The organism is Paenibacillus alvei DSM 29, from assembly GCF_000293805.1.
In the GTDB taxonomy this organism is placed as follows: Bacteria; Bacillota; Bacilli; order Paenibacillales; family Paenibacillaceae; genus Paenibacillus_B; species Paenibacillus_B alvei.
Map to the genome: position 1 here is coordinate 27,546 of NZ_AMBZ01000002.1, position 26,816 is coordinate 54,361.

Here is a 26,816-nt window from a genome sequence, read left to right on the forward strand (position 1 = left end):
GATTAGTTGCCTCCTTCCTCAACAGCCTTTTTCTTAGCCGTAGGAAGTACCTCTCCACGATAGATCCATACTTTTACGCCGATACGGCCGTAAGTTGTATGAGCTTCAGCTGTGCCGTAGTCGATGTCGGCGCGAAGCGTATGAAGTGGCACTGTCCCTTCGCTGTATCCTTCTGTACGAGCGATTTCAGCACCGCCCAAACGACCGCTTACTGCAGTCTTGATCCCTTTCGCACCAGCGCGCATGGAACGTTGAATTGATTGTTTCAAAGCGCGGCGGAAAGAAACGCGGCGTTCCAGTTGTTGTGCAATGCTCTCTGCAACGAGAGTTGCGTCCAAATCTGGAGTTTTGATTTCCGAGATGTTGATGTGTACTTTTTTGCCGTTAGCAATTTTCGTTACTTCACGACGAAGTGCTTCAACTTCGGAACCGCCTTTACCGATTACCATACCCGGTTTCGCAGTGTGGATTGTAACGTTCACGCGGTTAGCTGCACGTTCAATCTCAATGCGGGATACGGCGGATTCTTTCAATTTATTTTTAAGGAATTCACGAATCTTCACGTCTTCGATGAGCAATGTACCGAAATCTTTCTCGGCATACCACTTGGATTCCCAATCGCGGATAACGCCCACTCGAAGTCCGACTGGATTTACCTTTTGACCCACACGTTGTCCCTCCTTATTTTTCAGATACTACAAGCGTGATGTGGCTTGTTCTTTTGTTAATTCGGCTCGCACGTCCCATAGCGCGTGGACGGAAACGTTTCATCGTTGGACCTTGGTTCACGAAGACTTCCGAAATAACGAGATTATTAACGTCCATTTGATGGTTGTGTTCTGCATTGGCAATTGCAGAGTTCAACAATTTTTCAACCACTGGCGAAGCTGACTTCGGCGTGTGGCGCAAAATTGCGATTGCTTCGCCCACTTGTTTGCCGCGGATCAAGTCAATAACGAGCTTAACTTTGCGCGGGGCGATGCGAATGTTATTCGCATGTGCTTTTGCTTGCATGGAAGTACCTCCCCTCGAATGCTCTCTAATCAATAATTAGCGTTTGCCTGTTTTTCTGTCATCGTCATGACCTTTGTACGTACGCGTTGGCGCGAATTCGCCAAGCTTATGGCCGACCATATCTTCCGTTACGTACACTGGCACATGTTTACGTCCGTCATATACCCCGAACGTGTGACCGATGAATTGAGGGAAAATTGTAGAACGACGGGACCAAGTCTTGATAACAACTTTTTTGCTTGTATCGTTCAATTCTTCAACTTTCTTCATCAGGTGACCATCAACAAATGGTCCTTTTTCAAACTGCGACCCATGTATGAATCCTCCCTTCGACAGAACTGATTCGCTTGCGATTACGCTGCTGCGCAATGAAACGGAAACATATTATTTCGTGCGACGACGAACGATATATTTATCGGAATGTTTGCCTTTTTTACGCGTTTTGTAACCAAGTGTCGGTTTGCCCCATGGAGACATAGGAGACTTACGACCGATTGGAGCTTTACCTTCACCACCACCGTGAGGGTGATCAACCGGGTTCATTACCACACCACGAACGACTGGACGTTTGCCCAACCAGCGGTTACGGCCTGCTTTACCGATTTTGATAAGCTCATGGTCTCCGTTACCTACGGAACCGATTGTAGCACGGCACACTTTCAACAATTTACGAACTTCGCCAGAAGACAAGCGTACTGTTACGTACTTTTCTTCTTTACCAAGCAATTGAGCTTCCGTACCAGCGGCGCGAACCAACTGACCACCCTTACCTGGTTGCAATTCGATATTGTGGATAACTGTACCTACTGGAATGTTTTCCAATGGCAATGCGTTACCGATTTTGATGTCTGCGCCGGAACCGGATTCGATTACGTCGCCTACTTTCAACCCTTTAGGAGCGATGATATAACGCTTTTCACCATCAGCATAGTTGATCAATGCGATATTGGAAGTACGGTTTGGATCGTACTCGATTGTAGCAACGCGGCCTGGAATGCCATCCTTGTTACGTTTGAAATCGATGATACGGTATTTACGCTTGTGTCCACCACCGTGGTGACGAACCGTAATTTTACCTTGGTTGTTGCGGCCCGCAGTTTTGCTCAAAGGAGCCAACAACGATTTCTCCGGTACATTCGTTGTAATTTCTTCGAACGTGGACACGCTCATATTACGACGAGCCGGGGATGTCGGTTTGTACTTTTTGATAGGCACTTGTTTTCCCTCCTTACTTTAGAAATCTATATTAAACCGTCTCGAAGAACTCGAGTGGCTTGCTGTCTTTTGCCAAAGTGACGAACGCTTTTTTCCATTCGGAAGTGTAGCCGGAGTGACGGCCATAGCGTTTTGGCTTAGCAGGCATACGAAGCGTGTTCACGTTCGCAACCTTCACTTTGAAGATTTGTTCTACAGCCAATTTGATTTCAGTCTTGTTAGCACGCATATCAACTTCGAATACGTATTTCAAGTCATTCATCATGTCTGCTGTACGCTCAGTAATAACCGGACGCTTAATGATATCGCGAGGGTCTTTCATTATGCGAACACCTCCTCTACCTTCTGAACCGCATCCTTCGTAATGATGAGCTTCTCATGGCGAAGAACATCATATACGTTGACACCGTCAGCTGCAACAAGCTTTACAGAAGGAATGTTGCGAGCGGAAAGTGCTACGTTGTCGTTGTACTCAGGAAGCACGACAAGCGCTTTGCGATCCACTTTCAGGTTGTTCAATACTGCCGCGAATTCCTTCGTTTTTGGCGTGTTCAAAGCAAGGCTATCGATTACGATAATTTGCTCTGCCAACACTTTCGAAGACAATGCGGATTTAATCGCCAAACGACGAACTTTCTTAGGAAGCTTGTAAGCATAGCTACGTGGTGTCGGTCCAAATACTGTACCGCCGCCAACCCATTGTGGCGAACGAATGGAACCTTGACGCGCACGACCTGTGCCTTTTTGTTTCCATGGTTTACGACCGCCGCCGCTAACTTCGGAACGGTTCTTAACTTTGTGAGTACCTTGACGCATAGATGCAAGCTGCATCACGACTGCATCATGAAGTACATGTTTGTTTGGTTCAATGCCGAATACGCTGTCGGACAATTCGATCTCGCCAACTTGCGCACCGCTCATGTTGTAAACTGCTACTTTAGGCATTATGTGCTCCTCCTTTCCTCACCAATTACTTTTTAATTGCAGATTTAATGTTAACGAAGCTGTTTTTAGGGCCTGGAATAGAACCTTTAACGAGGATAACATTGCGTTCTGCATCCACTTTAACAACTTCAAGGTTTTGAATTGTTACTGTGTCAGTACCCATGTGACCTGGAAGGCGTTTGCCTTTTGGTACGCGGTTCGCTTGAATGGAACCCATGGAACCTGGACCACGATGGTAACGGGAACCGTGAGACATAGGACCCGTGCTTTGTCCCCAACGCTTAATTACGCCGGCAAAGCCTTTACCTTTCGAAATACCTGTAACGTCAACGTATTCTCCCTCAGCGAACAAATCAGCCTTCAATTCTTGGCCAACTTCATATTGAGAAAGATCCACACCACGAAGTTCTTTAACGTAGCGCTTAGGTGTTGCGTTAGCTTTTTTCGCGTGACCGATTTCTGGTTTCGTAGCACGCTTTTCTTTCTTATCAGCGTAGCCGATTTGGATTGCTTCGTAGCCATCGTTCTCAACGTCTTTCTTTTGCAGAACGACGCAAGGACCAGCTTCGATAACAGTTACCGGCAGTACATTACCTTCAGCGGTAAATACTTGAGTCATGCCGAGCTTTTTACCTAAGATACCTTTCATGTTGACACCTCTTTTCTTTCCTTAGTCCGTTCATAGTGAAGTAGAAACGGCTTTGCTATCCACATGTGGATAACCGTTTCAACTAACTTACAATTTGATTTCGATATCTACACCGGACGGCAAGTCCAAGCGCATCAGCGCATCCACCGTTTGCGGCGTTGGATTCACGATGTCGATAAGGCGCTTATGAGTGCGCATTTCGAACTGCTCGCGGGAATCCTTATACTTGTGCACCGCACGAAGAATCGTAATGATTTGCTTCTCCGTTGGCAACGGGATTGGACCGGATACTCCAGCACCGGAACGTTTTGCCGTTTCAACGATTTTCTCAGCGGATTGGTCAAGAATTCTGTGATCGTATGCTTTCAAGCGAATACGAATTTTTTGCTTTGCCATTTTAGTCCCTCCTTTTATCGCCCAATTTTGCATCGGACATACTCCGTGAAAATTTTCCTAACACATCGCCATGGCAAAGGGGCCGGGTGTGTCGGTAACCTCTCACTTCATCGCAACGTCGACGAACAACATTCACTATTATATATAAATGTCCTGACTATTGCAAGTTTTTTTCGTAACTCTTTTCAGACGATTGCTTGCGGGCAGCCAGGACATAACATAACTCAATTCTATTAGGCACTTGTTAGAGTCTATCACAGTTTATATAAATATTGAAAGATGAAGGTTCTGGATGCTGTTCCAGCCTCCGTAAGCTGTCCGATTTACTTTGCTCTCCATACGGTACCGTCGGAGAACTTAACCGATGTTACCTTCACACTTGCCTTGACCATATTGTCATGGAAATGCATCTTCCAGGTGTAGACTCCTCTACTCCCCATTCCTATCACCTCGGAAAGATTTTGTGCAATTCCCTTTAATGATGATTCCTTTGTTATGGTATTTCGGACGACTCGATTGTAACTGTCATATCCCGTCACAATAACTTCGAATGCGACTACTCGCTTCTCCGATAAATTTATGATGTCAACATTTACTTCAGGAGTACCTATAGAGTCATAACTTACTTCTGTACCTAGCACTTTTAGTGGTTGGTTATTATTTCTCTTCAACTCTTGCTTCAAATACGCTTTGACTTCTTTTTCGAATATCTTATACTCCTGATCTAATTGGTACTTTGCGTCTTCAAGTCGTGTCTTACTTTTGTAAAAATCGATTTCCTCTATAGCTCTTAAGTTTGCTACTTTTTCCCCCTCGACGGTAACCACATTAAATAAAACCGTTCCTAAGTATCCCATCACTATTCGTTTTGCATTATCCTCTTGCTTGTTACCTTTTACTGCAGCGACAGTTTCAACATTACGTAGGGTTTCAAACTTCTCTTGTATTTGACCATCTTGCAAGTAGAAATGCTTAATTTGAATTTGACTCATCGTTTGTCCAGTGCGATTATAAACTTTATCGTCTGTGACCCAAATATTCAATTCATTGTTATAGGTTGAAGAATTGAGCTTCAATTGTATCGTTTTACTTTTTGCTTCCCATGTCATATCACCAAACATTTTTAGATCGCTTAAACGAATTACGTTTGTATTATCAATTTGATATGCTGTCAGCTTAAGGTTCCCCACGTAGATTTCTTTGTCTGTATAATGAACCGTAATTTCCTTTTTTGAAGGAGCTGTATTTCCTTGTTTTACTCCTTTTATTTCCTTATTAAGGTTACGAGAAATACGTATAGGATCCGTTTTTCCACCAACTGCTACATCGAATCCGTATTCGATTAGCTGTTTAACCGGTATCCAGAAAGAATTACGAAATGTATAGCCTGATATCGAAATCCCGTTAATTTTTCCTTTCATTTGCTCAGATGAGATCTTCCCTATAGCAGCACTTTCTTGTAAATAATTCGATTTTGCTGATGCTATACCCGACATCGAGGTCAGTAGTAATACACTTACAAGCATCAATACAACCGCCTGACTCATACACTTCCTCATTTGTTTCCCCCTGTTTATAAATAAAGTAAATACGAAAGCAAGCATAACACGCAAAACATCCATAACATAGAAAAAGACTAGTCATTAAACCAGTCTCTTCCACATGTATGCTGGATTTCTATCGACAAAGAAATCAACGTGACTATAAATGCTTCATTTAGGATTCAATTGCTCAGCTGAAAATGCAACCTCTACTTTCACCTCATGTATATAGCTGATCATCCTTAAAAGGTGAATCATCACCTTGAATAAGCTCCAATGCGATGTACTATGCTTTACATGCTCCACGATTTGCTGAAATGCACCTTCTTATTAGCGGCCAACTTGTTCCCTCTTTAGCTACAATGGCCAACTTGCGCCATGCTCACCTGCTCGGTCGTTCTAGTCGATCCCGTTCTTCATATGTTTGTACAAGCTGGTGCTCAAGACATTTCATCGATATGCTGTTCCAATGTCAGTTGCAAACATTCTATTGGACAGTGTTTTAGAATCAGCTGTTTTAATTGATCCATACTTATGATTGTTAACTTGTTAAAACTTCTCTGTCATACCTTTCATCTGTGGCAATAAATATAGCCTAAGCTGACATAGCAAGGTAAGTTTGTCCCACGTCAAACCGATGACATCGATGTATGGGATGAGTTGTGGATAAAAGAATCATAGCTTGTTCTAATGGTTGGCTTTCTGTAGATATTATAACTTTGTTATCCACAGTACGTTCCTTGATTTACTTGGCACCCCATTCCCAGCAGCTTGTTGCTCCTTCTTATTGCTTCCCTCCTGTGTCTCACTACTTCCACAAATATTCTATTTTCTCTAGCTCTACGTACCTATACCTTTTGAATTTTATTACATATTATAGCGCTATAACGAAATATTCGTGTACAGCATTCTGGTCAGCACTTCTTGAAAGAATGATGAACATTACCTGTTCTTTATATAAAGCAAAAACCCCTTATCACAAGGGACTGACCCCCGTTTGTGAGACAGGGATCAAAACACCTTACAAGTTTAAGCAGCCAGTCGTCGAAAATTAATCGGCGACTGGTTATTTAGTTTCGTTTGAATGCGAATTGAGTTATAGTAAGTAATGTAATCTCGAACGATCTGCTCAACGATGGCGGTCGTTGTACAGGTAATTTTTTCGAGATAGAACGTTTCAGACTTTAGTGTGGAATGAAACGATTCGATGGGGGCATTATCAGCGGGCGTTCCCTTGCGGGACATGCTCATGGTAATGCCTTTTGCTTTTATTGCTTCTTGATAAACCTGAGACGTATATACACTTCCTTGATCGCTGTGAAGCATCATATCTGAACGTAGCGGAAGCTGATTCAGCGTATCAAGAACAAAAGAAGTGTCTTGCTTGTCTGCTATACTGTAAGCCACGATCTCTCCGTTATACAAGTCTAAAATACTTGATAAGTATAGTGTTTTTCCGCCGTAAGGCAAATACGTAATATCAGTCACGAGTTTTTGCATCGGAGCAATTGCTTGAAATTGACGCTTTAACAGGTGTTCCGCGACATGTGCTGGCTGTCCAGTAGGTTTGCGTTTCTTCACTTTAACTCGGCATTGTAGTCCTTCACGTTGCATAATTCGCTGTACACGTTTGTGATTAATTTGTTGTTCCATTCGAAGGAGTGACGTGATCTTTCGGTACCCATAACGGAATTTATGTTCCGTACAGAGCTCTCGAATTTTCCCTACGGCATTATCTACACGCTTAGCTCTGCAAGATGATTTCCAACGATAATAATTAGATCGAGGAATCCCTAACCATGCACAGGCTTGAGTAATACTTATTTCTCCTCGAATGGACTCCATCCAAGCGATAACTACTTCAGGTGACACCTCCTTTCCAAATCCTTGTACTTTTTTAGAACCTCTAACTGCTGCTTAAGAAAATGATTCTCTGCTTTCACTTTTTCAAGCTCTGATAGATATTCTGGGCCTTTGCCGTAGCTGTATTGCTTACCTACTGGCTGCTCCAGGCGATAGAGTTCACCTTCCCGATACCATTTCATCCAGACTTTTAACTGAGTCTCATTTTTGATGTTTAGCTCGTTCATTACTTCTTTCACAGGAATACCAGCTAATCTCATTTCGATTGCTTTCAATTTCACTTCCGCCGGGTAACTCACTCTAGTTGCCAACGCAAAAACACCTCCAAGATTGTCTCCCTTATCTTACGATATAAGGATATTTCTCTTAAAGGTGTTTTGATTTGTCTCACGTTATGGGGTCAGTCCCCAAGGATAAGGGGTTTTTATTACCGACTATTGTCGGTACTATCATTATTTGATGATAGTTGCAACCGCACCAGCACCTACTGTACGGCCACCTTCGCGGATCGCGAAGCGAGTACCTTCTTCAATCGCGATTGGAGCGATCAATTGTACAGTAACTGTGATGTTGTCACCAGGCATAACCATTTCAGTACCTTCTGGCAAGTTGATGATACCAGTTACGTCCGTTGTACGGAAGTAGAACTGTGGACGGTAGCCTGTGAAGAATGGCTTATGACGGCCACCTTCTTCTTTAGTCAAAACGTAAACTTGAGCAGTGAACTCAGTGTGTGGTTTAACCGAACCTGGCTTAACCAATACTTGGCCACGCTCGATGTTGTTGCGGTCTACACCACGAAGCAACGCACCGATGTTGTCACCAGCTTGAGCGGAATCCAAAAGTTTACGGAACATTTCAACGCCTGTTACTACGGACTTACGAGTCTCTTCTTGGATACCAACGATTTCGATCTCGTCGCCGACTTTAACAGTACCACGCTCTACGCGGCCAGTAGCAACTGTACCACGACCAGTGATGGAGAATACGTCCTCGACTGGCATCAAGAATGGCTTGTCAGTGTCACGTTCTGGAGTTGGGATGTACTCGTCGATTTGTGCGAACAATTCAACGATTTTGTCAGCCCATTCTCCGTCTGGGTTTTGAAGAGCTTCACGAGCGGAACCGCGGATAACTGGAGTGTCATCGCCAGGGAATTCGTATTCGCTAAGCAAATCGCGAATTTCCATTTCAACCAATTCCAACAACTCTTCGTCTTCAACCATGTCGCATTTGTTCATGAATACGACGATGTAAGGTACGCCTACTTGGCGAGACAACAAGATGTGCTCACGTGTTTGTGGCATTGGGCCGTCAGCTGCGGATACTACGAGAATCGCGCCATCCATTTGAGCAGCACCAGTGATCATATTTTTAACATAGTCGGCGTGACCTGGGCAGTCAACGTGTGCATAGTGACGGTTAGCGGACTCATACTCTACGTGGGACGTGGAGATTGTGATACCGCGCTCGCGCTCTTCTGGAGCTTTATCGATTTGATCGAATGCTACAGCTGCACCGCTACCATATTTTTTAGACAGAACTGTTGTGATAGCAGCTGTCAAAGTTGTTTTACCATGGTCAACGTGACCAATTGTACCGATATTAACGTGCGGTTTCGTACGTTCAAACTTAGCCTTTGCCATTTGAACTAGTCCTCCTTCAATGAGTGGAATAGATATATGTTATAAGCAGCTGAGACACACAACAAGTCATGTGCTCAGCCGATTGCAAATGAATCAGAAGCGAAATTATTCGCCTTTGTTCTTCGCGATAATCTCTTCGGAGATATTCTTAGGAACTTCTTCATAGTGAGAGAGTTCCATGGAGAACACACCGCGTCCTTGAGTACCGGAACGCAAAGTTGTGGAGTAACCAAACATCTCGGAGAGAGGTACCTTAGCACGGATAATTTGTGCACCAGCACGAGCATCCATACCTTCGATACGACCACGACGGGAGTTCAACATACCCATAACATCGCCCATGTACTCTTCTGGCACTGTAACTTCTACTTTCATGATTGGCTCAAGCAATACTGGCTTACACTTGTCCTTAGCAGCTTTAAGCGCCATGGAACCAGCGATCTTAAACGCCATTTCACTGGAGTCAACATCATGGTAGGAACCGTCGAAGATAGTAGCCTTGATATCAACAAGCGGGAAGCCTGCCAAGACACCGTTCTTCATCGATTCTTCAATACCAGCTTGAACCGCAGGCACGTATTCACGAGGGACTACGCCACCAACGATTTTGTTCTCGAACTGGAATCCTGTTCCTGGCTCGAGAGGTTCGAAGTCGATCCATACGTGACCGTATTGACCACGACCACCGGACTGACGTACGAATTTACCTTCAACTTTAGCTGGTTGACGGAATGTCTCACGATAAGCAACCTGTGGGCTACCTACGTTCGTATCAACCTTGAACTCACGACGCATACGGTCGATGATGATATCAAGGTGAAGCTCACCCATACCAGACAAGATCGTTTGACCTGTCTCTTCATCAGTGTAAGCACGAAGTGTTGGGTCTTCTTCTGTCAACTTCGCCAAAGCAGTACCCATTTTATCTTGGTCTGCTTTAGTCTTCGGCTCAACTGCGATACTGATAACCGGATCTGGGAAGTTCATGGATTCCAAGATGATCGGAGATTTTTCATCGCAGAGTGTGTCGCCTGTACCTGTATCTTTCAAACCAACGGCAGCAGCGATATCACCAGCATAAACTGTAGCGATTTCCTCACGGCTGTTCGCATGCATTTGAAGGATACGGCCAATACGTTCACGTTTGCCTTTTGTCGCGTTCAAGACGTAAGAACCGGAGTTCAATACACCAGAGTAAACGCGGAAGAACGTCAACTTACCAACATAAGGGTCAGTCATGATCTTGAACGCAAGTGCCGAGAACGGCTCTTCATCCGAAGAATGACGAACTTCTTCTTCACCATCTTCAAGATGACCTTTAATGTCAGGTACATCAAGTGGGGATGGCAAGTAGTCAACGACAGCATCAATCATGAGCTGTACGCCTTTGTTGCGGTAGGAAGAACCACATACTACTGGGAAGATTTGAACGCTACATACCCCTTTGCGAAGAGCTGCTTTCAGTTCAGGAACTGTAATTTCTTCGCCTTCAAGGTATTTCATCATCAGATCTTCGTCAAGTTCTGCGATTTTCTCTATCATTTCCATACGAAGTTCAGCGACTTTGTCTTTGAACTCAGCAGGAACTTCTGTTTCATCAACTTCTTTACCCAAGTCATCTTTGAAGATGTAAGCTTTCTCTTCCATCAAGTCAATGATGCCTGTAAAGTCGTTTTCTGCACCGATAGGAAGCTGAATAGCAACAGCATTCGCTTGCAAACGATCCTTCATGGACTCGATAACGTTGAGGTAATCAGCGCCGATGATGTCCATTTTGTTAACGTATGCGATACGAGGTACGCTGTACTTGTCAGCTTGACGCCATACCGTTTCAGATTGCGGTTCTACGCCTTCTTTAGCGGAGAACACGCCTACTGCTCCATCCAATACGCGAAGGGAACGCTCAACCTCTACCGTAAAGTCAACGTGCCCCGGAGTGTCGATGATATTTACACGATGGCCCTTCCATTGCGCTGTAGTCGCAGCGGAAGTGATCGTAATACCACGCTCTTGCTCTTGTTCCATCCAGTCCATCGTAGCGGCGCCTTCATGCACCTCTCCGATTTTGTGAGTACGGCCTGTGTAGAACAAGATACGTTCCGTAGTTGTTGTTTTACCGGCATCGATGTGAGCCATGATTCCGATGTTACGCGTATTTGCTAAGGAGAACTCTCTTGCCATGGAATGGTCTCCCTTCAAATTGGGTTTGGTTACTCGAATATCGAGACCAAAACAGCTTTATCCTACCAACGGTAGTGAGCAAACGCTTTGTTCGCTTCAGCCATTTTGTGCGTATCTTCGCGTTTCTTAACTGCTGCACCAGTGTTGTTGGAAGCATCGATAATCTCTGCTGCCAAACGCTCTTCCATCGTTTTCTCACCGCGGTTGCGGGAGTAGTTAACCAACCAGCGCAATCCCAAGGATGTGCGGCGCTCAGGTTTAACTTCGATAGGCACTTGATAGTTAGAACCACCTACACGGCGAGCCTTAACTTCAAGGACTGGCATGATGTTTTTCAGTGCTGCTTCAAATACTTCCATAGGATCGTTGCCTGTACGCTCACGAATGATTTCGAAAGAATTGTACAAGATCGATTGAGCAACACCACGTTTACCGTCGAGCATGATGCGGTTGATCAAGCGAGTAACAAGCTTGCTGTTATACACCGGATCCGGCAACACGTCGCGCTTAGGAACTGGACCTTTGCGTGGCATGTGAATCCCCCTTTCTGAGTAGCATTAACTTCTTATTTCTTTGCTTTAGGACGCTTCGTACCGTATTTGGAACGAGCTTGCATACGATTGTTTACACCTGCAGTATCCAAAGCACCGCGAACGATGTGGTAACGAACACCCGGAAGGTCTTTTACACGACCACCGCGAACGAGAACAACACTGTGCTCTTGCAAGTTATGGCCGATACCACCGATGTACGCTGTAACTTCTACACGGTTCGTCAAGCGAACACGAGCATATTTACGAAGCGCGGAGTTCGGTTTCTTCGGAGTCATTGTACCTACACGAGTGCAGACACCGCGTTTTTGAGGCGCGCTCAAATCCGTTTCTTCACGTTTCAACGCGTTGAAACCTTTTTGCAAAGCTGGGGATTTGGATTTAGTAACTTTATCTTTGCGGCCCTTACGTACCAATTGGTTAATTGTTGGCATGTTGGCACCCCCTTCCCATATTATCGACACCTTCACAAATCATTCATCTAAGTCCACAGATCCAGGTGGTTCATAAATGAACAAATGAAATGTCTTTGCCCCAGAATTTCTTCTGTTACAAAAACAATCGGCTTCCTTATTCTTCTTCAACGACAGCTGCGACGGCTGCACCTACTTCAATGCCGCATGCCTTGCCAAGATCGCGCATCGTGCTGACATATGTCAATTTGATACCCTTCTTCTCACATAAGCTTACGACTTTCGATGTAACGCGTTCATCAGCGTCTTCGGCAATGTACACCTCGATGGCCTTATCAAGCTCAACCATCTTCAATGTTTGCTTCGTCCCAATACGAATTGTTGCATCCTGTAAACCTTTTTCATTAGACATGAAGCATGTTCCTCCAAAAGCACAGGTCTTTGTCTTGGGCACACTACGACATAATATCACTTCGTTTACCCAGTGTCAAGCAATTTCGTAACTTCTTTTTCAAAACAATATATTTGTTACAAAAATGGAAGTTGGCGCCGTACTAGACAGCGCCAACCAACTCATTTGAAACTCATTATTTGAGCTTACTCAGCTGCGCCAACACTTGCTGCATCTAGGGATTCTTCCGTTACTTCCTCGTCAAGCGGATTAATCACTTTAACGCTGCGATAACGGTTCATACCTGTACCTGCAGGGATCAGCTTACCGATAATAACGTTCTCTTTCAAGCCGAGCAATTGGTCGACTTTACCTTTGATCGCTGCATCAGTAAGAACGCGAGTTGTCTCCTGGAAGGATGCTGCAGACAAGAAGGAGTCTGTCTCCAAGGATGCCTTCGTGATACCGAGCAAGATCGGTTTCGCAACAGCAGGTTCCTTGCCAGAGAGGATCGCCTCTTTGTTCGCTGCTTCATATTCATGCATGTCAACGAATGATCCTGGAAGCAATGTCGTTTCACCCGCATCGATGATACGGATTTTGCGAAGCATTTGCTTGATCATAACTTCGACGTGCTTATCGTTAATTTCTACCCCTTGGTTCCGGTATACGCGTTGAACTTCTTGCAAGATGTAGTTCTGAACGCCACGGATACCTTTAATGCGGAGCATTTCTTTAGGGTCGATGGAACCGTCTGTAATCTCATCGCCGGCTTCGATTGCCATGCCTTCGCTTACGCGGACACGAGAACCGTATGTGACGGAGTACACTTTGGACTCTGCCTCACCTTGGATTTCGATTTCACGACGATCTTTCGCTTCGCGAATTTCCTTAACCACACCGTCGATCTCGGAAATGATCGCTTGCCCTTTCGGATTGCGCGCCTCGAACAACTCTTGGATACGCGGCAAACCTTGTGTAATATCGTCACCCGCGACACCACCGGTATGGAACGTACGCATGGTGAGCTGTGTACCTGGTTCACCGATGGACTGCGCCGCGATGATACCAACAGATTCACCAATTTCAACGTGCTTACCAGTCGCCAGGTTGCGACCATAACAAATTTTACATACACCGTGACGAGCACGGCAGCTGAGCACGGAACGGATCATCATCTTCTGTACGCCAGCATTGACGATCAACTCTGCCTTATCCGTATCGATCAGTTCGTTGCGGTTAACAAGGATTTCCCCTGTCTCCGGATGGCGAACGGTTTCACCGGAATAGCGACCTTCGATACGATCGTACAAGCCTTCGATAACTTCTTTACCGTCGGAGATGTTGGCTACTAAGAAGCCTTTATCCGTACCGCAATCTTCTTCACGAACGATAACGTCTTGTGCAACGTCAACGAGACGACGAGTCAAGTAACCCGAGTCCGCCGTACGAAGAGCCGTATCCGCGAGACCTTTACGCGCACCGTGAGTGGAAATAAAGTATTCCAGGACCGTCAGGCCCTCACGGAAGTTCGATTTAATTGGCAACTCAATGATTCGACCGGACGGGTTGGCCATGAGACCACGCATACCACCCAGCTGAGTAATCTGCGATTTGTTACCCCGTGCTTTGGAGTCAACCATGAGCATGATGGAGTTATAGCGTTCCATCGATTTCATCAAAATATCGGTAATCCGATCTTTCGTGTTCGACCAGATTTCGATGACACGGTCATAACGCTCTTCGTTCGTAATCAGACCGCGACGATATTGGTTCGTAATCACGCGTACTTTCTCTTCGGATTCCTTCAAGATATCCACTTTCTCTTGCGGTACGATAACGTCGGATACCGCGATCGAGATACCAGCCTTCGTGGAATACGTGAAACCGATTTGCTTGATACGGTCCAAGATAACAGAAGTCTTCGTCGTATGGAAAATATCAAAGCAGCGGGCGATAATTTGACCAAGATAGTCTTTACCTACCCCACCTGTTTGCGGAATATTTTCAATCAACTCTCTAATATTCGCGCCTTTTTCATATACGAAATAGTGTTCCGGTGTTCCCTCGAACAAGTTGCGCTTCGTCGGCTCGTTGATGTACGGGAAGTCCGCCGGGAAGATTTCGTTGAAAATGATACGTCCAACCGTTGTAATGAGGAACGCATCTTGTTGTTTTTCAGTAAAGTCAGATTTACCCAATGCACGTACTGGAATCGCAACGCGTGCGTGCAAGGATGCCGAACCGCGTTGATAAGCAGATACAGCCTCGTTAACGGAGCCAAAGATCATGCCTGTTCCTTTAGCTTCCTTGTTGTCCATCGTCAAGTAGAAGGATCCAAGAACCATATCCTGAGATGGGGTTACAACTGGCTTACCGTCTTTCGGGTTCAAGATGTTGCCGGAAGCGAGCATAAGAAGACGAGCTTCTGCTTGCGCTTCTGCAGACAACGGAACGTGAACCGCCATTTGGTCACCGTCGAAGTCAGCGTTATAGGCTGTACATACGAGTGGGTGAAGACGGATTGCTTTCCCTTCTACCAAAATCGGTTCAAATGCTTGGATACCGAGACGGTGAAGTGTTGGTGCACGGTTAAGCAATACTGGATGCTCGCGAATCACTTCTTCGAGAACGTCCCATACTTCCGGGCTAATGCGCTCTACTTTACGTTTCGCGCTCTTAATGTTGTGTGCCAAACCTTTATTCACGAGTTCTTTCATGACAAAAGGTTTGAACAGCTCAAGCGCCATTTCCTTCGGCAAACCACATTGGTACATCTTCAAGTAAGGACCTACGACGATAACGGAACGACCAGAGTAGTCAACCCGTTTACCGAGCAAGTTCTGACGGAAACGACCTTGCTTACCTTTGAGCATATGGCTGAGCGATTTCAATGGACGGTTACCAGGGCCTGTAACTGGACGACCACGGCGACCGTTATCAATCAAGGCGTCTACTGCTTCTTGCAGCATACGCTTCTCGTTCTGCACGATAATGTCCGGGGCACCCAAGTCAAGCAAACGCTTCAAGCGGTTGTTCCGGTTGATTACACGGCGATACAGGTCATTCAAGTCAGACGTCGCGAAGCGACCGCCATCGAGCTGTACCATTGGACGAAGCTCTGGAGGAATAACCGGAAGAACATCGAGAATCATCCAATCTGGCTGGTTGCCAGAGTTACGGAATGCTTCGATTACTTCCAGACGCTTGATCGCACGGTTGCGGCGTTGGCCTTGTGCCGTACGAAGTTCTTCCTTCAGCACTTCAAGTTCTTTCTCAACATCCAAGTCTTGCAAAAGCTTCTTAACCGCTTCTGCACCCATTCCTGCTTGGAATGCGTGACCATACTTCTCACGGTAGCTGCGATATTCCTTCTCAGAAAGCAATTGCTTCTTCTCAAGAGGCGTATCGCCAGGCTCTGTTACAACATAAGATGCGAAGTAAATGATCTCTTCCAAGGAACGCGGAGACATGTCCAGCGCCAAGCCCATGCGGCTTGGAATGCCCTTGAAATACCAAATGTGCGACACAGGAGCAGCCAATTCAATATGACCCATCCGTTCGCGGCGCACCTTCTGACGTGTTACTTCAACGCCGCATCGATCACAGACAACGCCTTTGTAGCGTACACGCTTGTATTTACCGCAATGACACTCCCAGTCTTTCGTCGGTCCGAAAATCTTCTCGCAGAACAAACCTTCTTTCTCCGGTTTGAGCGTACGATAGTTAATCGTTTCCGGCTTCTTGACTTCGCCACGAGACCAAGAACGAATCTTTTCGGGAGAGGCAAGCCCGATTTTCATAAATTCAAAATTGTTGACGTCCATCAAGGAGCGACCCTCCTTAATCTGTACTTGAGTGTACCGCTCTGTTAGTACACAGGAGCGGAATTCTGTGTTCGAACCATATATGGGTTGGCGGTGGCCGTATAGCAAATGCTAACGGCCACCGTCCGATCCAACGTTATACGACTTCGGCAGCTTACTCGATGACGTACTCGTCATCCATGCCGAGATTCAACTTATCCTGCGGAATATCGTCATCTTCATCGAATTCGCGCATTTCAATTTCTTCTTCGTTCTCTGTCAAGATTTTGACATCCATACCCAAGCTTTGCAGCTCTTTGATAAGGACTTTGAACGACTCAGGAACACCTGGCTCAGGAACATTTTCGCCCTTCACAATCGATTCGTACGTCTTCACGCGGCCGACAACATCATCAGACTTGACGGTAAGAATCTCTTGTAGAGTATAAGCTGCACCGTAAGCTTCGAGCGCCCATACCTCCATCTCACCGAAGCGCTGACCGCCGAACTGTGCTTTACCACCGAGCGGCTGCTGCGTAACGAGCGAGTATGGTCCAGTTGAACGTGCGTGAATTTTATCGTCAACCATGTGTGCGAGTTTGATCATGTACATGACACCAACGGTAACTTCACGCTCGAACGGCTCACCTGTACGACCATCGTACAAGATCGTTTTACCGTTGCGCTGCATGCCAGCTTCTTCCATTGTATCAAATACGTCATACTCGGTAGCACCGTCGAATACCGGCGTTGCCATATGCATGCCAAGGTAACGAGCAGCCATACCCAAGTGAACCTCGAGTACCTGACCGATGTTCATACGCGATGGAACCCCCAATGGGTTCAAGACGACTTGAACTGGTGTACCGTCTGGAAGGAACGGCATATCTTCTTCAGGCAAGATACGTGCGATGACACCCTTGTTACCATGGCGTCCCGCCATCTTATCACCCTCGGAAATTTTACGTTTTTGGGCAATATAAACACGAACGAGTTGATTCACACCTGGAGGGAGTTCATCCCCTTTCTCACGTGTAAATACTTTGACATCAACGACGATACCGTCAGTACCGTGAGGAACGCGCAAGGAAGTATCACGAACTTCGCGTGCCTTCTCGCCGAAGATAGCATGCAAGAGGCGTTCTTCTGCTGTCAGTTCAGTAACCCCTTTAGGTGTTACTTTACCAACGAGAATGTCACCGTCTTTAATTTCCGCACCGACGCGGATAATACCGCGCTCATCCAAGTTCTTGAGCGCTTCTTCACCGACGTTCGGAATATCGCGGGTAATTTCTTCTGGTCCGAGCTTCGTATCACGAGCTTCGGACTCGTATTCTTCAATGTGAATGGACGTATAAACGTCTTCTTTCACCATTTTCTCGGATAGCAAAATCGCATCCTCGTAGTTGTAACCTTCCCACGTCATGAACGCGACAACAACGTTGCGTCCAAGGGCCAATTCGCCGACCTCTGTGGAAGGGCCGTCCGCCAAGATGTCGCCTTTTTTCACGATATCGCCTTTCTTGGCAAGTGGACGCTGGTTAATGCATGTTCCTTGGTTGGAACGCATAAACTTCTGCAATTTATATTTGACGAGGTCACCTTTAACCTCTTTACCATCAATCACTTCAATTTTGCGAACTTGAACTTCATTCGCTGTAACACGCTCGACGACACCGTCTACTTTGGAGACGATACATACGCCGGAGTCTTTCGCAGACTTGTATTCCATTCCTGTACCAACAAACGGAGCTTCTGGCACGAGCAAAGGCACCGCTTGCCGCTGCATGTTTGATCCCATGAGCGCACGGTTGGAGTCATCATTCTCCAAGAACGGAATAAGCGCTGTTGCAACCGATACAACCTGCTTCGGCGATACGTCCATATAGTCAATACGATCCGTAGGCATTGTCAAAATGTTATCAGATTGCTTATTGTAACGAACGATAGCTGTTTCGTCACGGAATGTACCATCTTCATTCAGCGGCGCATTCGCCTGTGCGACTACGTAGTTATCTTCTTCGTCAGCAGTCATATAATCGATATGATCTGTAACTTTACCTGTCTTCGGATCGATCCAACGGTATGGTGCTTCGATAAAGCCATACTCGTTCACTCTAGCGAATGTAGACAAGGAGTTGATCAAACCGATGTTCGGGCCCTCTGGAGTCTCGATTGGACACATACGGCCATAGTGGGATGGATGGACGTCACGAACTTCAAAGCCCGCGCGCTCACGCGTCAAACCACCAGGTCCGAGTGCAGACAGACGACGCTTGTGCGTAAGTTCCGCAAGTGGGTTCGTCTGATCCATGAACTGAGACAACTGGGAGCTACCGAAGAACTCCTTAATGGATGCAATAACAGGTCTGATATTAATCAACGCCTGCGGTGTAATCACGTTCGCGTCTTGGATAGACATGCGTTCGCGCACAACACGCTCCATACGAGACAAACCGATGCGGAATTGGTTCTGCAGCAATTCACCTACAGAGCGCAGACGACGGTTGCCCAAGTGGTCGATATCATCTGTGCTGCCAATTCCATGCAACAAGTTAATAAAGTAGTTAATCGATGAGATAATATCCGCTGGAGTAATGTTCTTCACGGATTTATCAATGTTACGATTAGCAATAATTTTAATAACTTTGCCGTCTTCGATTGGAGAGAATACGTCGATAACCTGTACTGGGATATCTTCAGATTCCATTACTCCGCCTGCCACATGATAGGTCTTGAAGCCAACATTGCTTTCAAGACGAGGCAAAATTTCGTCTAAGAGACGACGGTCAACGACTTGACCAGCTTCCGCAATAATTTCACCTGTTTCCGTATCAACAAGCGTTTCTGCCAAACGTTGATTGAACAAGCGATTCTTAATGTGAAGCTTCTTATTAATCTTGTAACGACCTACATTCGCTAGATCATAGCGCTTCGGATCAAAGAAACGTGCGATCAGCAAGCTTCTTGCATTCTCCAATGTAGGAGGTTCGCCTGGACGAAGACGCTCATAGATTTCAATCAGAGCCTTCTCTGTTGAATCCGTATTATCTTTATCCAGCGTATTACGGATATACTCATCATGGCCAAGCAAATCTAAGATTTGCTCATCTGTACCAAATCCGAGTGCTCTCAGCAATACCGTAACCGGAATTTTACGAGTACGGTCGATACGAACATAGATAATGTCCTTCGCATCCATCTCAAGTTCCAGCCATGCACCACGATTCGGAATAACTGTCGCCGTGTAAGTTTTCTTCCCGTTCTTGTCAACTTTAGTACTGAAATAGACACTCGGAGAGCGAACTAACTGGCTGACAATTACACGTTCAGCACCATTAATAACGAACGTGCCCGTTTCCGTCATGAGCGGGAAATCACCCATAAACACTTCCTGCTCTTTGACCTCTCCGGTCTCTTTGTTAAGAAGGCGCACTTTTACACGGAGCGGCGCCGCAAAAGTTACATCGCGTTCTTTCGAATCATCGACTGTATATTTGGGTTCACCCAAGCTGTAATCGATAAATTCCAAAACCAAATTACCTGTGAAATCCTGAATCGGTGAAATATCTTGGAACATTTCACGCAATCCCTCGTCCAAAAACCATTGATACGATTTCTGTTGGATTTCAATCAAGTTCGGAACTTCGAGTACCTCTTTGATGCGCGCATAACTGCGCCGAGTGCGTCGTCCATATTGAACAAGATGTCCTGCCAACTTTAACTCACCCCTCATGTCTACTCACAAAAATGGATTGCGAATCCTTTTCGATATCCTTTATAATAAAGTCCACGAAAGAGACTCTAAAAACGAATAATATAGTACAAAATGTCAGAAAAAAGAAAAACGCACGTTCACGGCAAAACGCAAATGCGATGGACGCCGTTTCCCCCGTGTCGCCGTTTCCTGTTGTCGATTACAACTTCATATCCGATAGACTTGCCCAAAATGTAAACATTATACGTCATTTCACAAAAATGTATGCATCCTTTCAAAAAAAGGCTTGACAATTTGGTCATGTAAAGACATGAAGCCTATCCTAATACTGACATTTTATAATAATACCATATTGGGTACTTGGAGTCAACTCGGAAATGATTTCTTCGCTTGATAGATCCGATACCCTTTGTCCTTCACTACTAATTCTACGTTTTCTTCTCCAAACAACTGCTGCAGCTTCGCTTCAGCTGATGGCGCCCCCTGTTTCTTCTGAATCACGATCCAGAGAGCTCCTCCATCCACTAGATGCTGATAGGATTGTTCGAATATCCGATGAACAACTTCTTTGCCTGCACGAATTGGTGGATTCGTAAGAATTACAGAATACTGTTCATTGCCAAGCGCATTAAGACCATCACTCTCTTGAATCGTGACGTTATGGATTCCATTAAGAAGAGCATTCTCTCTCGCCAAATCCAAGGCCCGTTCATTCACATCTACCATGGTGACTTGCCCACGCTTAGCCAGCTTTGCCGCAGTCAATCCAATTGGGCCATATCCACAGCCCACATCAAGAACAGCAGCATCTTCAGGGATGTCCATGCAATCAATCAGCACACGACTGCCGTAATCGACACCCCCCTTGGAAAACACACCTGCATCCGATACAAATGCTAGCTGCATACCACGCAAAGCTGTAGTCCATTTTTTTCGATCATGCTCTACTTCTGGACGCTTGCTGTAATAATGGCCTGTCATCTCGATCCCTTCCTGTCATGGTGAAAATAAAAAGTGCTGTCGTTCATTGGCTAAGATGCGCGTCGAGTTCCCTTTTTACACTTCGTATTCGATTACATCCATGCTAAATCGGTAAGTCGTATCTTAGACAACGAACCCCTTGAAAACAGGTTCAAGGGGTTCGCACTTTCGCAAGCAGAGATTACTTCACTTCTACAGATGCGCCAGCTTCTTCGAGCTTCGCTTTTACTGCTTCTGCTTCTTCTTTGCTTACTTTTTCTTTCAATGGTTTCGGGCAGTTGTCTACCAAGTCTTTTGCTTCTTTCAAGCCAAGACCAGTGATTTCGCGAACAACTTTGATAACGTTGATTTTGCCTGCGCCTGGTGCAGTCAAGATTACGTCAAATTCAGATTGTTCAGCTGCGCCAGCGTCACCAGCTGCGCCACCTACTACAGCTACAGGAGCTGCTGCAGTTACGCCGAATTCTTCTTCGATTGCTTTAACAAGGTCGTTCAATTCCAATACGGACATGCCTTTGATGGCTTCCAAGATTTGCTCTTTGCTCATTTGTTAAACCTCCATATTTAATAAAATGTATGTTACGCGATTAAGCTTACGCTTCCGCTTCGTTCTTCTCTGCAACGGCTTTGACAGCCAATGCGAAGTTGCGCATTGGTGCTTGGAGCACGCTGAGCAACATGGACAACAAACCTTCGCGGGAAGGCAATGCTGCCAAAGCTTTGATTTGATCTACGTCAACGACGCGACCTTCAACGACGCCACCCTTAATTTCAAGGGCTTCGTTTTTCTTCGCGAAATCGTTCAAGATTTTCGCAGGTGCTACTGCGTCTTCACGACTGAACGCGATAGCCGTCGGACCAGACAATACTTCATCAAGTTCAGACAACTCAGCTTCTGCTGTCGCACGGCGTACCAATGTATTTTTCAATACTTGGAATTCGATGCCTGCTTCACGCAGTTGCTTACGAAGTTCAGTAACTTGTGCTACTGACAATCCACGGTAGTCAGCAACAACCGTTGTAGCGCTGCCGCGCAATTTCTCAGCGATATCTTGTACGGCTTGCTGTTTCGCTTCGATTACTTTTGCGTTTGCCACTCGATCCACCTCCTACAAGGTTCTACTTACACCGTATCCTGTCCGATATCTTCTACCTACTTCAGCATAAGAAAAGCCTCTGTAGTTCACTACAGAGGCATCACGATAGCACTTGGTGCGCAGACGTATCAACGACACGCCCCAAGCACTCAGTCTATTTCGAACACCTCGGTAGGAGATTAAGCCTTTCGGCACCTACTGTCTACGGTACGATTATTCAAAAGTTAATTGCATGTGTTAGCAACTCTATTAGCATAGCATGGATAGGCGAACGATGTCAACCATCCACAAAACTTGCCAATATTCTGCTAGATTTTCCATACAGGAATGAATCTTAGCGGAAAGATGCTGTGTTCACACGTGCTGCAGGACCCATCGTGGAAGAAACCGCGATGTTTTTCAAGTACACGCCTTTAGCCGCTGCTGGCTTCGCACGGTTCAATGCATCGATCAACGCTTTGAAGTTGTCATGCAACTTGTCCGCATCGAAAGAAGCTTTACCGATTGGAGCGTGGATTTGACCTGCTTTATCCAGACGGTATTCGATTTTACCAGCTTTGATCTCTTGGATCGCTTTAGTAACGTCGAATGTAACCGTACCGGCTTTAGGGTTAGGCATGAGACCTTTACCACCGAGGATACGTCCCAATTTACCTACTTCGCTCATCATGTCTGGCGTAGCTACGCAGACATCGAAGTCGAACCAGCCTTGTTGAATTTTGTTGATCATATCTTGATCGCCTACAAAATCAGCACCAGCTGCTTCTGCTTCTTTCGCTTTTTCGCCTTTTGCAAAGACGAGAACGCGTTTTGTTTTACCTGTACCGTGTGGAAGTACAACTACCCCACGAACAGCTTGGTCTTGTTTACGAGGGTCTACACCCAAGCGAACAGCCACTTCAACTGTTTCGTCGAATTTTGCTGTAGCCGATTTTTTCACCAATTCAATGGCTTCCATCGACTCATAAGCTGCATCTCTATCGATGAGCTTCGCAGCTTCGATATATTTCTTGCCACGTTTTGCCATTTTAATTTCCTCCTTTGTGGTTTTAGCGGATTAACCTCCCACATGCGCCAAGAAGAACGTATTAGTCTTCTACGACAAAGCCCATGCTGCGAGCTGTACCTTCAACCATACGCATAGCCGATTCAACGGATGCTGCGTTCAGGTCAGGCATTTTTTGCTCAGCGATTTGACGTACAACGTCGCGTTTCACTGTTGCAACTTTTTTCTTGTTCGGTTCACCGGAACCTTTTTCAACCTTAGCCGCTACTTTCAACAATACTGCAGCCGGTGGAGTCTTCGTGATGAACGTAAAGGAACGATCTTCGAATACAGAGATCTCAACAGGAATAATCAAACCTGCTTGGTCAGCTGTTTTCGCATTGAATTCCTTACAGAACGCCATGATGTTGACACCCGCTTGACCCAATGCTGGACCTACCGGAGGCGCTGGATTCGCCTTACCCGCTGGAATTTGCAATTTAACGACTTTAATGACCTTTTTCGCCATTTCAAACACCTCCTTGCGCTAGTTATGTGAGTGTAAGGTTGCCCTATCTCACAAAAGAAACCATTAGAAAGATGTATTAAATCTTCTCCACTTGGTGGTAATCCAACTCAAGAGGGGTTTCTCTTCCAAACATGTTGACATGAACCTTAAGCTTCTGCTTGTCTGTAACGATCTCTTCGACCGTACCGACGAAGTTTGCAAAAGGCCCTACCTTGATGCGAACCGATTCCTTCAAGTCGTACTCGACTTTTGGTCTCGGATCTTCCATTCCCATTGTCTTCAAGATCTGTTCGACCTCTTCTGGCAACAGTGGAATAGGCTTCGAACCAGAGCCGGTAGATCCGACGAATCCGGTAACCCCTGGCGTGTTGCGAACAACATACCAAGACTCATCCGTCTGAATCATTTCAACCAAAACATACCCCGGGTAAACTTTACGCATGACAACTTTCTTTTTGCCATCCTTGTTTACCATTTCTTCTTCCATCGGAACAAGAACGCGGAATATTTTGTCTTCCATGCCCATGGATTCAACGCGCTTTTCCAAATTGGCTTTTACTTTGTTCTCATAACCTGAGTAGGTATGAACAACGTACCATCTTTTTTCCATAACTAAGCCACCTTGGGACTTTATTAAATAATCGCTTCGACTATCGCGGAAATACCGATATCAAGGACCCAGAAATAAAGCGTCATAAAGATAACCGTGGCTAATACGACGATCGTGTAGCTTGTCAGTTCTTTACGATTGGGCCAGCGAACCTTTTTTAATTCACCCCAGCTGTCGGCAAAGAAGGAAAACATCGAACCGAAACTTTGTTTCAGTTTCCCGAAGAAAGCCACGGACTACACCTCCATCAGACTTATCTCGTTTCGCGATGAGAAGTATGCTCGTTGCAGAACTTGCAGAATTTCTTCAACTCAATGCGGTCTGGGTGATTACGTTTGTTCTTTGTTGTCGTATAGTTGCGTTGTTTGCAGTTCGTGCAAGCCATCGTAACGATTACCCGCATGTAGTACACCTCCTGAAGACACCTTAATGATAAGAAGCGTCGAATTTCCCCAAGCAGAAACGGATTGACCATCCTTCTACAGGGGGACAAGTCGTCTCTTGTGCGCTGAATAATCCACTCTCAGTCTCATAACCAATCATTTCTTATTCAGTAAATACGTACGCATATTTAGGGCTACCTAAAACACTTTATCACAAGGGTCAAATGATGTCAATGATAAGATGTTGACGCCGTGGGGGGGCGATGCCTTTCACTCTACCATATTCGACAGCCGCTTGACAAAGGAAAAGATCACTAATGCTCTTATTCGATATCAGTATGGTGGAATAAACAACAATCTAAACCCTATTCGTTACAAAACCTTTCATTTTCTACTGTTTATCTGCCCTCTTGAACGCATATTCATCTATCTTCTAAAAAAGAGCTTATCCCCCACACTTGGTTGATAAGCTCTCATACCTGTATTTGACTTATTAACATTCGCTATCCCCGCCATCCCGTAACTCCAAATATCGCTCCAACTTGCGCTTGACTCGCTGTAGCGCATTGTCTATCGATTTGACGTGGCGATCCAGATCGACGGCAATTTCCTGATAGGAACGCCCATCCAAGTAAAGCATCAGCACTTTCCGCTCCAAATCGCTCAATATTTCAGACATCTTGTCCTCAAGCCCGACGAATTCTTCCTGATTGATGATTAGCTCTTCAGGATCAGATACCCGAGATCCACCGATCACATCCAGCAAGGTACGATCCGAATCCTCATCATATATCGGCTTGTCCAAGGACACATAAGAATTCAGTGGTATGTGCTTCTGGCGAGTTGCCGTCTTGATTGCCGTAATAATCTGTCTCGTAATGCACAATTCAGCGAACGCCTTGAAAGAGGCCAGCTTGTCTCCCTTAAAATCACGAATCGCCTTGTATAATCCGATCATGCCTTCTTGAACAATATCCTCACGGTCAGCGCCGATTAGAAAATATGAGCGTGCTTTCGCTCGAACGAAATTGCGGTACTTGTTAATTAAGTATTCGAGCGCTTCGCTATCTCCCTCCCGAACCGCGTCGACTAACTGTTCATCCGACGAACGTTCGTATGAGGAGATGCTTAATACTTTGAGGTCAACACTCACTAGCAATCCCTCCGGCCTGCAACGCAATCCATCCGTTACATCACAAATGATAGATTCAGTATATATGAATCTATCTATCAACGTCAACCAAAGGAAGCCTTATCCTGTGCGGAATTTGAGCATTATTCCAAAATAATACTATGCATTTGGCTGCATACGCCACTTATAACGATGAATATGGCATTCATTGCTCTTGTGAGCTTCTGCTCAATCCTCTTCTCCTCGGCGCAGCCGTTCGAGCTTAAGCAGTTGATCCAGCTTCAGCTTCCCTTCAATAGGATTGCGTTTAATTGGCTGTATCGCCTGTTCACGGATCTTCGTTTCGACCTCGCGCCGGGCTTGCATAATAATAAGTCTAAGTTCACGAGCTGAAATACGGAGCGCGCCCTGTGCAAAAGCTACATTCTGCTCCGTCATGTCAGAAGTCGCAACGTAGATTTGCCGACGACGGTGACCGAGTTCTCTTGCGAGACGCTCAATACACTCATCCGCTGTTTCCTTTTCCTTCGTGAATTGTACCGTTACTTTGCCCTGTGCATATTTGGCACCTAAGCCTGGAACACGATAAGCATCGAATACGACAATTGCTCTCCGGCCTGAATATGCCTGATAGTCCGCAAGCATATTCAGCAGCCGTTCTCTTGCTTCATCTAAATCTTTATCTTTCACCTCTCTTAGCTCCGGCCACGCCCCAATCATGTTGTAGCCGTCTACGAGAAGCACATCTCGCCAGTCCTGACGCTCCATAC

27 protein-coding genes and 1 other annotated feature are annotated in these 26,816 nt (G+C 45.6%); all 27 genes read right to left on the reverse strand.

All coding sequences use genetic code 11. From position 1 onward, the window contains the following. Positions 1-2: 2 nt before the first annotated feature. Positions 3-668 carry a 30S ribosomal protein S3 gene (rpsC, locus tag PAV_RS06670; protein ID WP_005544543.1) on the reverse strand — a complete coding sequence of 222 codons (666 nt, stop codon included), beginning with the start codon at positions 666-668 and terminating at the stop codon, positions 3-5. A 13-nt stretch (positions 669-681) separates the two neighbouring features. Next, positions 682-1,014, reverse strand: a complete 333-nt coding sequence (gene rplV / locus PAV_RS06675; RefSeq protein WP_005544545.1) for a 50S ribosomal protein L22 — start codon at positions 1,012-1,014, stop codon at positions 682-684. A gap of 36 nt (positions 1,015-1,050) precedes the next feature. Further along, complete coding sequence (gene rpsS / locus PAV_RS06680; RefSeq protein ID WP_040735662.1) at positions 1,051-1,332, reverse strand: 30S ribosomal protein S19; 282 nt, start codon at positions 1,330-1,332, stop codon at positions 1,051-1,053. A 66-nt stretch (positions 1,333-1,398) separates the two neighbouring features. Then, positions 1,399-2,229, reverse strand: a complete 831-nt coding sequence (gene rplB / locus PAV_RS06685; RefSeq protein ID WP_005544548.1) for a 50S ribosomal protein L2 — start codon at positions 2,227-2,229, stop codon at positions 1,399-1,401. A 31-nt stretch (positions 2,230-2,260) separates the two neighbouring features. Beyond that, the gene (rplW, locus tag PAV_RS06690; RefSeq protein ID WP_005544549.1) at positions 2,261-2,551 is read right to left on the reverse strand and encodes a 50S ribosomal protein L23; all 291 of its coding nucleotides are present in this window, start codon (positions 2,549-2,551) and stop codon (positions 2,261-2,263) included. Beyond that, complete coding sequence (rplD, locus tag PAV_RS06695; RefSeq protein WP_005544550.1) at positions 2,551-3,174, reverse strand: 50S ribosomal protein L4; 624 nt, start codon at positions 3,172-3,174, stop codon at positions 2,551-2,553. The genes rplW and rplD overlap by 1 nt, the downstream gene beginning before the upstream one ends. A 25-nt stretch (positions 3,175-3,199) precedes the next feature. Beyond that, positions 3,200-3,823, reverse strand: coding sequence for a 50S ribosomal protein L3 (gene rplC / locus PAV_RS06700; protein WP_005544551.1), 624 nt, complete (start codon positions 3,821-3,823; stop codon positions 3,200-3,202). Positions 3,824-3,910: 87 nt separating this feature from the next. After that, complete coding sequence (gene rpsJ / locus PAV_RS06705; protein WP_005544556.1) at positions 3,911-4,219, reverse strand: 30S ribosomal protein S10; 309 nt, start codon at positions 4,217-4,219, stop codon at positions 3,911-3,913. Between the two features lie 323 nt (positions 4,220-4,542). Further along, positions 4,543-5,766, reverse strand: a complete 1,224-nt coding sequence (locus tag PAV_RS06710; RefSeq protein WP_157266693.1) for a hypothetical protein — start codon at positions 5,764-5,766, stop codon at positions 4,543-4,545. Positions 5,767-6,789: 1,023 nt separating this feature from the next. Next, positions 6,790-7,934, reverse strand: a protein-coding gene (locus PAV_RS06715) for an IS3 family transposase (protein WP_085981350.1) whose coding sequence is annotated in 2 segments (ribosomal slippage) — positions 6,790-7,661 and positions 7,661-7,934 — 1,146 coding nt in all. Because the reading frame shifts where the segments join, the coding sequence is not laid out codon by codon here. A gap of 141 nt (positions 7,935-8,075) precedes the next feature. Continuing rightward, the gene (gene tuf / locus PAV_RS06725; protein ID WP_005544560.1) at positions 8,076-9,269 is read right to left on the reverse strand and encodes an elongation factor Tu; all 1,194 of its coding nucleotides are present in this window, start codon (positions 9,267-9,269) and stop codon (positions 8,076-8,078) included. 105 nt (positions 9,270-9,374) lie between these two features. Then, entirely contained in the window at positions 9,375-11,450 is a 2,076-nt protein-coding gene (fusA, locus tag PAV_RS06730) for an elongation factor G (protein ID WP_005544561.1), read from the reverse strand. Between the two features lie 62 nt (positions 11,451-11,512). Continuing rightward, entirely contained in the window at positions 11,513-11,983 is a 471-nt protein-coding gene (gene rpsG, locus PAV_RS06735) for a 30S ribosomal protein S7 (RefSeq protein WP_005544562.1), read from the reverse strand. 32 nt (positions 11,984-12,015) lie between these two features. Next, complete coding sequence (rpsL, locus tag PAV_RS06740) at positions 12,016-12,435, reverse strand: 30S ribosomal protein S12 (protein WP_005544563.1); 420 nt, start codon at positions 12,433-12,435, stop codon at positions 12,016-12,018. A 136-nt stretch (positions 12,436-12,571) separates the two neighbouring features. After that, complete coding sequence (locus tag PAV_RS06745; RefSeq protein ID WP_005544564.1) at positions 12,572-12,826, reverse strand: ribosomal L7Ae/L30e/S12e/Gadd45 family protein; 255 nt, start codon at positions 12,824-12,826, stop codon at positions 12,572-12,574. A gap of 185 nt (positions 12,827-13,011) precedes the next feature. After that, positions 13,012-16,635 carry a DNA-directed RNA polymerase subunit beta' gene (gene rpoC / locus PAV_RS06750; protein ID WP_040735562.1) on the reverse strand — a complete coding sequence of 1,208 codons (3,624 nt, stop codon included), beginning with the start codon at positions 16,633-16,635 and terminating at the stop codon, positions 13,012-13,014. Positions 16,636-16,786: 151 nt separating this feature from the next. Next, entirely contained in the window at positions 16,787-20,329 is a 3,543-nt protein-coding gene (gene rpoB / locus PAV_RS06755; RefSeq protein ID WP_040735563.1) for a DNA-directed RNA polymerase subunit beta, read from the reverse strand. 366 nt (positions 20,330-20,695) lie between these two features. After that, entirely contained in the window at positions 20,696-21,310 is a 615-nt protein-coding gene (locus PAV_RS06760; RefSeq protein ID WP_005544567.1) for a class I SAM-dependent methyltransferase, read from the reverse strand. Between the two features lie 181 nt (positions 21,311-21,491). Then, positions 21,492-21,857 (reverse strand): 50S ribosomal protein L7/L12, encoded by a 366-nt coding sequence (gene rplL, locus PAV_RS06765; RefSeq protein WP_005544568.1) that lies wholly within the window; start codon positions 21,855-21,857, stop codon positions 21,492-21,494. A gap of 46 nt (positions 21,858-21,903) precedes the next feature. Next, the gene (gene rplJ / locus PAV_RS06770; protein ID WP_005544571.1) at positions 21,904-22,407 is read right to left on the reverse strand and encodes a 50S ribosomal protein L10; all 504 of its coding nucleotides are present in this window, start codon (positions 22,405-22,407) and stop codon (positions 21,904-21,906) included. A 60-nt stretch (positions 22,408-22,467) separates the two neighbouring features. Continuing rightward, positions 22,468-22,633, reverse strand: a sequence feature (ribosomal protein L10 leader region). Positions 22,634-22,741: 108 nt separating this feature from the next. Continuing rightward, entirely contained in the window at positions 22,742-23,434 is a 693-nt protein-coding gene (gene rplA, locus PAV_RS06775; RefSeq protein WP_005544572.1) for a 50S ribosomal protein L1, read from the reverse strand. A 61-nt stretch (positions 23,435-23,495) separates the two neighbouring features. Further along, a complete protein-coding gene (gene rplK, locus PAV_RS06780; protein WP_005544573.1) occupies positions 23,496-23,921 on the reverse strand; it encodes a 50S ribosomal protein L11 in 426 nt (141 codons plus the stop codon). 76 nt (positions 23,922-23,997) lie between these two features. Beyond that, on the reverse strand, positions 23,998-24,531 hold the full coding sequence (nusG, locus tag PAV_RS06785; RefSeq protein ID WP_005544574.1) for a transcription termination/antitermination protein NusG: 534 nt from the start codon (positions 24,529-24,531) through the stop codon (positions 23,998-24,000). A gap of 23 nt (positions 24,532-24,554) precedes the next feature. Continuing rightward, positions 24,555-24,746, reverse strand: coding sequence for a preprotein translocase subunit SecE (gene secE, locus PAV_RS06790; protein ID WP_040735664.1), 192 nt, complete (start codon positions 24,744-24,746; stop codon positions 24,555-24,557). A 38-nt stretch (positions 24,747-24,784) separates the two neighbouring features. Beyond that, a complete protein-coding gene (gene rpmG / locus PAV_RS06795; RefSeq protein WP_019420680.1) occupies positions 24,785-24,934 on the reverse strand; it encodes a 50S ribosomal protein L33 in 150 nt (49 codons plus the stop codon). Between the two features lie 473 nt (positions 24,935-25,407). Beyond that, positions 25,408-26,067: an RNA polymerase sporulation sigma factor SigH gene (gene sigH / locus PAV_RS06800; protein WP_005544576.1), complete on the reverse strand. Its 660-nt coding sequence runs from the start codon at positions 26,065-26,067 to the stop codon at positions 25,408-25,410. Positions 26,068-26,274: 207 nt separating this feature from the next. Continuing rightward, the gene (locus tag PAV_RS06805) at positions 26,275-26,814 is read right to left on the reverse strand and encodes an NYN domain-containing protein (protein ID WP_005544577.1); all 540 of its coding nucleotides are present in this window, start codon (positions 26,812-26,814) and stop codon (positions 26,275-26,277) included. Positions 26,815-26,816: the final 2 nt, after the last annotated feature.

What these genes read in the sequence shown, in the direction of transcription:
- rplV (WP_005544545.1), bottom strand. Translation starts at nt 1,014, where the DNA reads ATGCAAGCAAAAGCACATGCGAATAACATTCGCATCGCCCCGCGCAAA.
- rplW (WP_005544549.1), bottom strand. Translation starts at nt 2,551, where the DNA reads ATGAAAGACCCTCGCGATATCATTAAGCGTCCGGTTATTACTGAGCGT.
- rplD (WP_005544550.1), bottom strand. Translation starts at nt 3,174, where the DNA reads ATGCCTAAAGTAGCAGTTTACAACATGAGCGGTGCGCAAGTTGGCGAG.
- rplC (WP_005544551.1), bottom strand. Translation starts at nt 3,823, where the DNA reads ATGAAAGGTATCTTAGGTAAAAAGCTCGGCATGACTCAAGTATTTACC.
- rpsJ (WP_005544556.1), bottom strand. Translation starts at nt 4,219, where the DNA reads ATGGCAAAGCAAAAAATTCGTATTCGCTTGAAAGCATACGATCACAGA.
- PAV_RS06710 (WP_157266693.1), bottom strand. Translation starts at nt 5,766, where the DNA reads ATGAGTCAGGCGGTTGTATTGATGCTTGTAAGTGTATTACTACTGACC.
- tuf (WP_005544560.1), bottom strand. Translation starts at nt 9,269, where the DNA reads ATGGCAAAGGCTAAGTTTGAACGTACGAAACCGCACGTTAATATCGGT.
- fusA (WP_005544561.1), bottom strand. Translation starts at nt 11,450, where the DNA reads ATGGCAAGAGAGTTCTCCTTAGCAAATACGCGTAACATCGGAATCATG.
- rpsG (WP_005544562.1), bottom strand. Translation starts at nt 11,983, where the DNA reads ATGCCACGCAAAGGTCCAGTTCCTAAGCGCGACGTGTTGCCGGATCCG.
- rpsL (WP_005544563.1), bottom strand. Translation starts at nt 12,435, where the DNA reads ATGCCAACAATTAACCAATTGGTACGTAAGGGCCGCAAAGATAAAGTT.
- PAV_RS06745 (WP_005544564.1), bottom strand. Translation starts at nt 12,826, where the DNA reads ATGTCTAATGAAAAAGGTTTACAGGATGCAACAATTCGTATTGGGACG.
- PAV_RS06760 (WP_005544567.1), bottom strand. Translation starts at nt 21,310, where the DNA reads ATGACAGGCCATTATTACAGCAAGCGTCCAGAAGTAGAGCATGATCGA.
- rplL (WP_005544568.1), bottom strand. Translation starts at nt 21,857, where the DNA reads ATGAGCAAAGAGCAAATCTTGGAAGCCATCAAAGGCATGTCCGTATTG.
- rplA (WP_005544572.1), bottom strand. Translation starts at nt 23,434, where the DNA reads ATGGCAAAACGTGGCAAGAAATATATCGAAGCTGCGAAGCTCATCGAT.
- rplK (WP_005544573.1), bottom strand. Translation starts at nt 23,921, where the DNA reads ATGGCGAAAAAGGTCATTAAAGTCGTTAAATTGCAAATTCCAGCGGGT.
- nusG (WP_005544574.1), bottom strand. Translation starts at nt 24,531, where the DNA reads ATGGAAAAAAGATGGTACGTTGTTCATACCTACTCAGGTTATGAGAAC.
- rpmG (WP_019420680.1), bottom strand. Translation starts at nt 24,934, where the DNA reads ATGCGGGTAATCGTTACGATGGCTTGCACGAACTGCAAACAACGCAAC.
- PAV_RS06805 (WP_005544577.1), bottom strand. Translation starts at nt 26,814, where the DNA reads ATGGAGCGTCAGGACTGGCGAGATGTGCTTCTCGTAGACGGCTACAAC.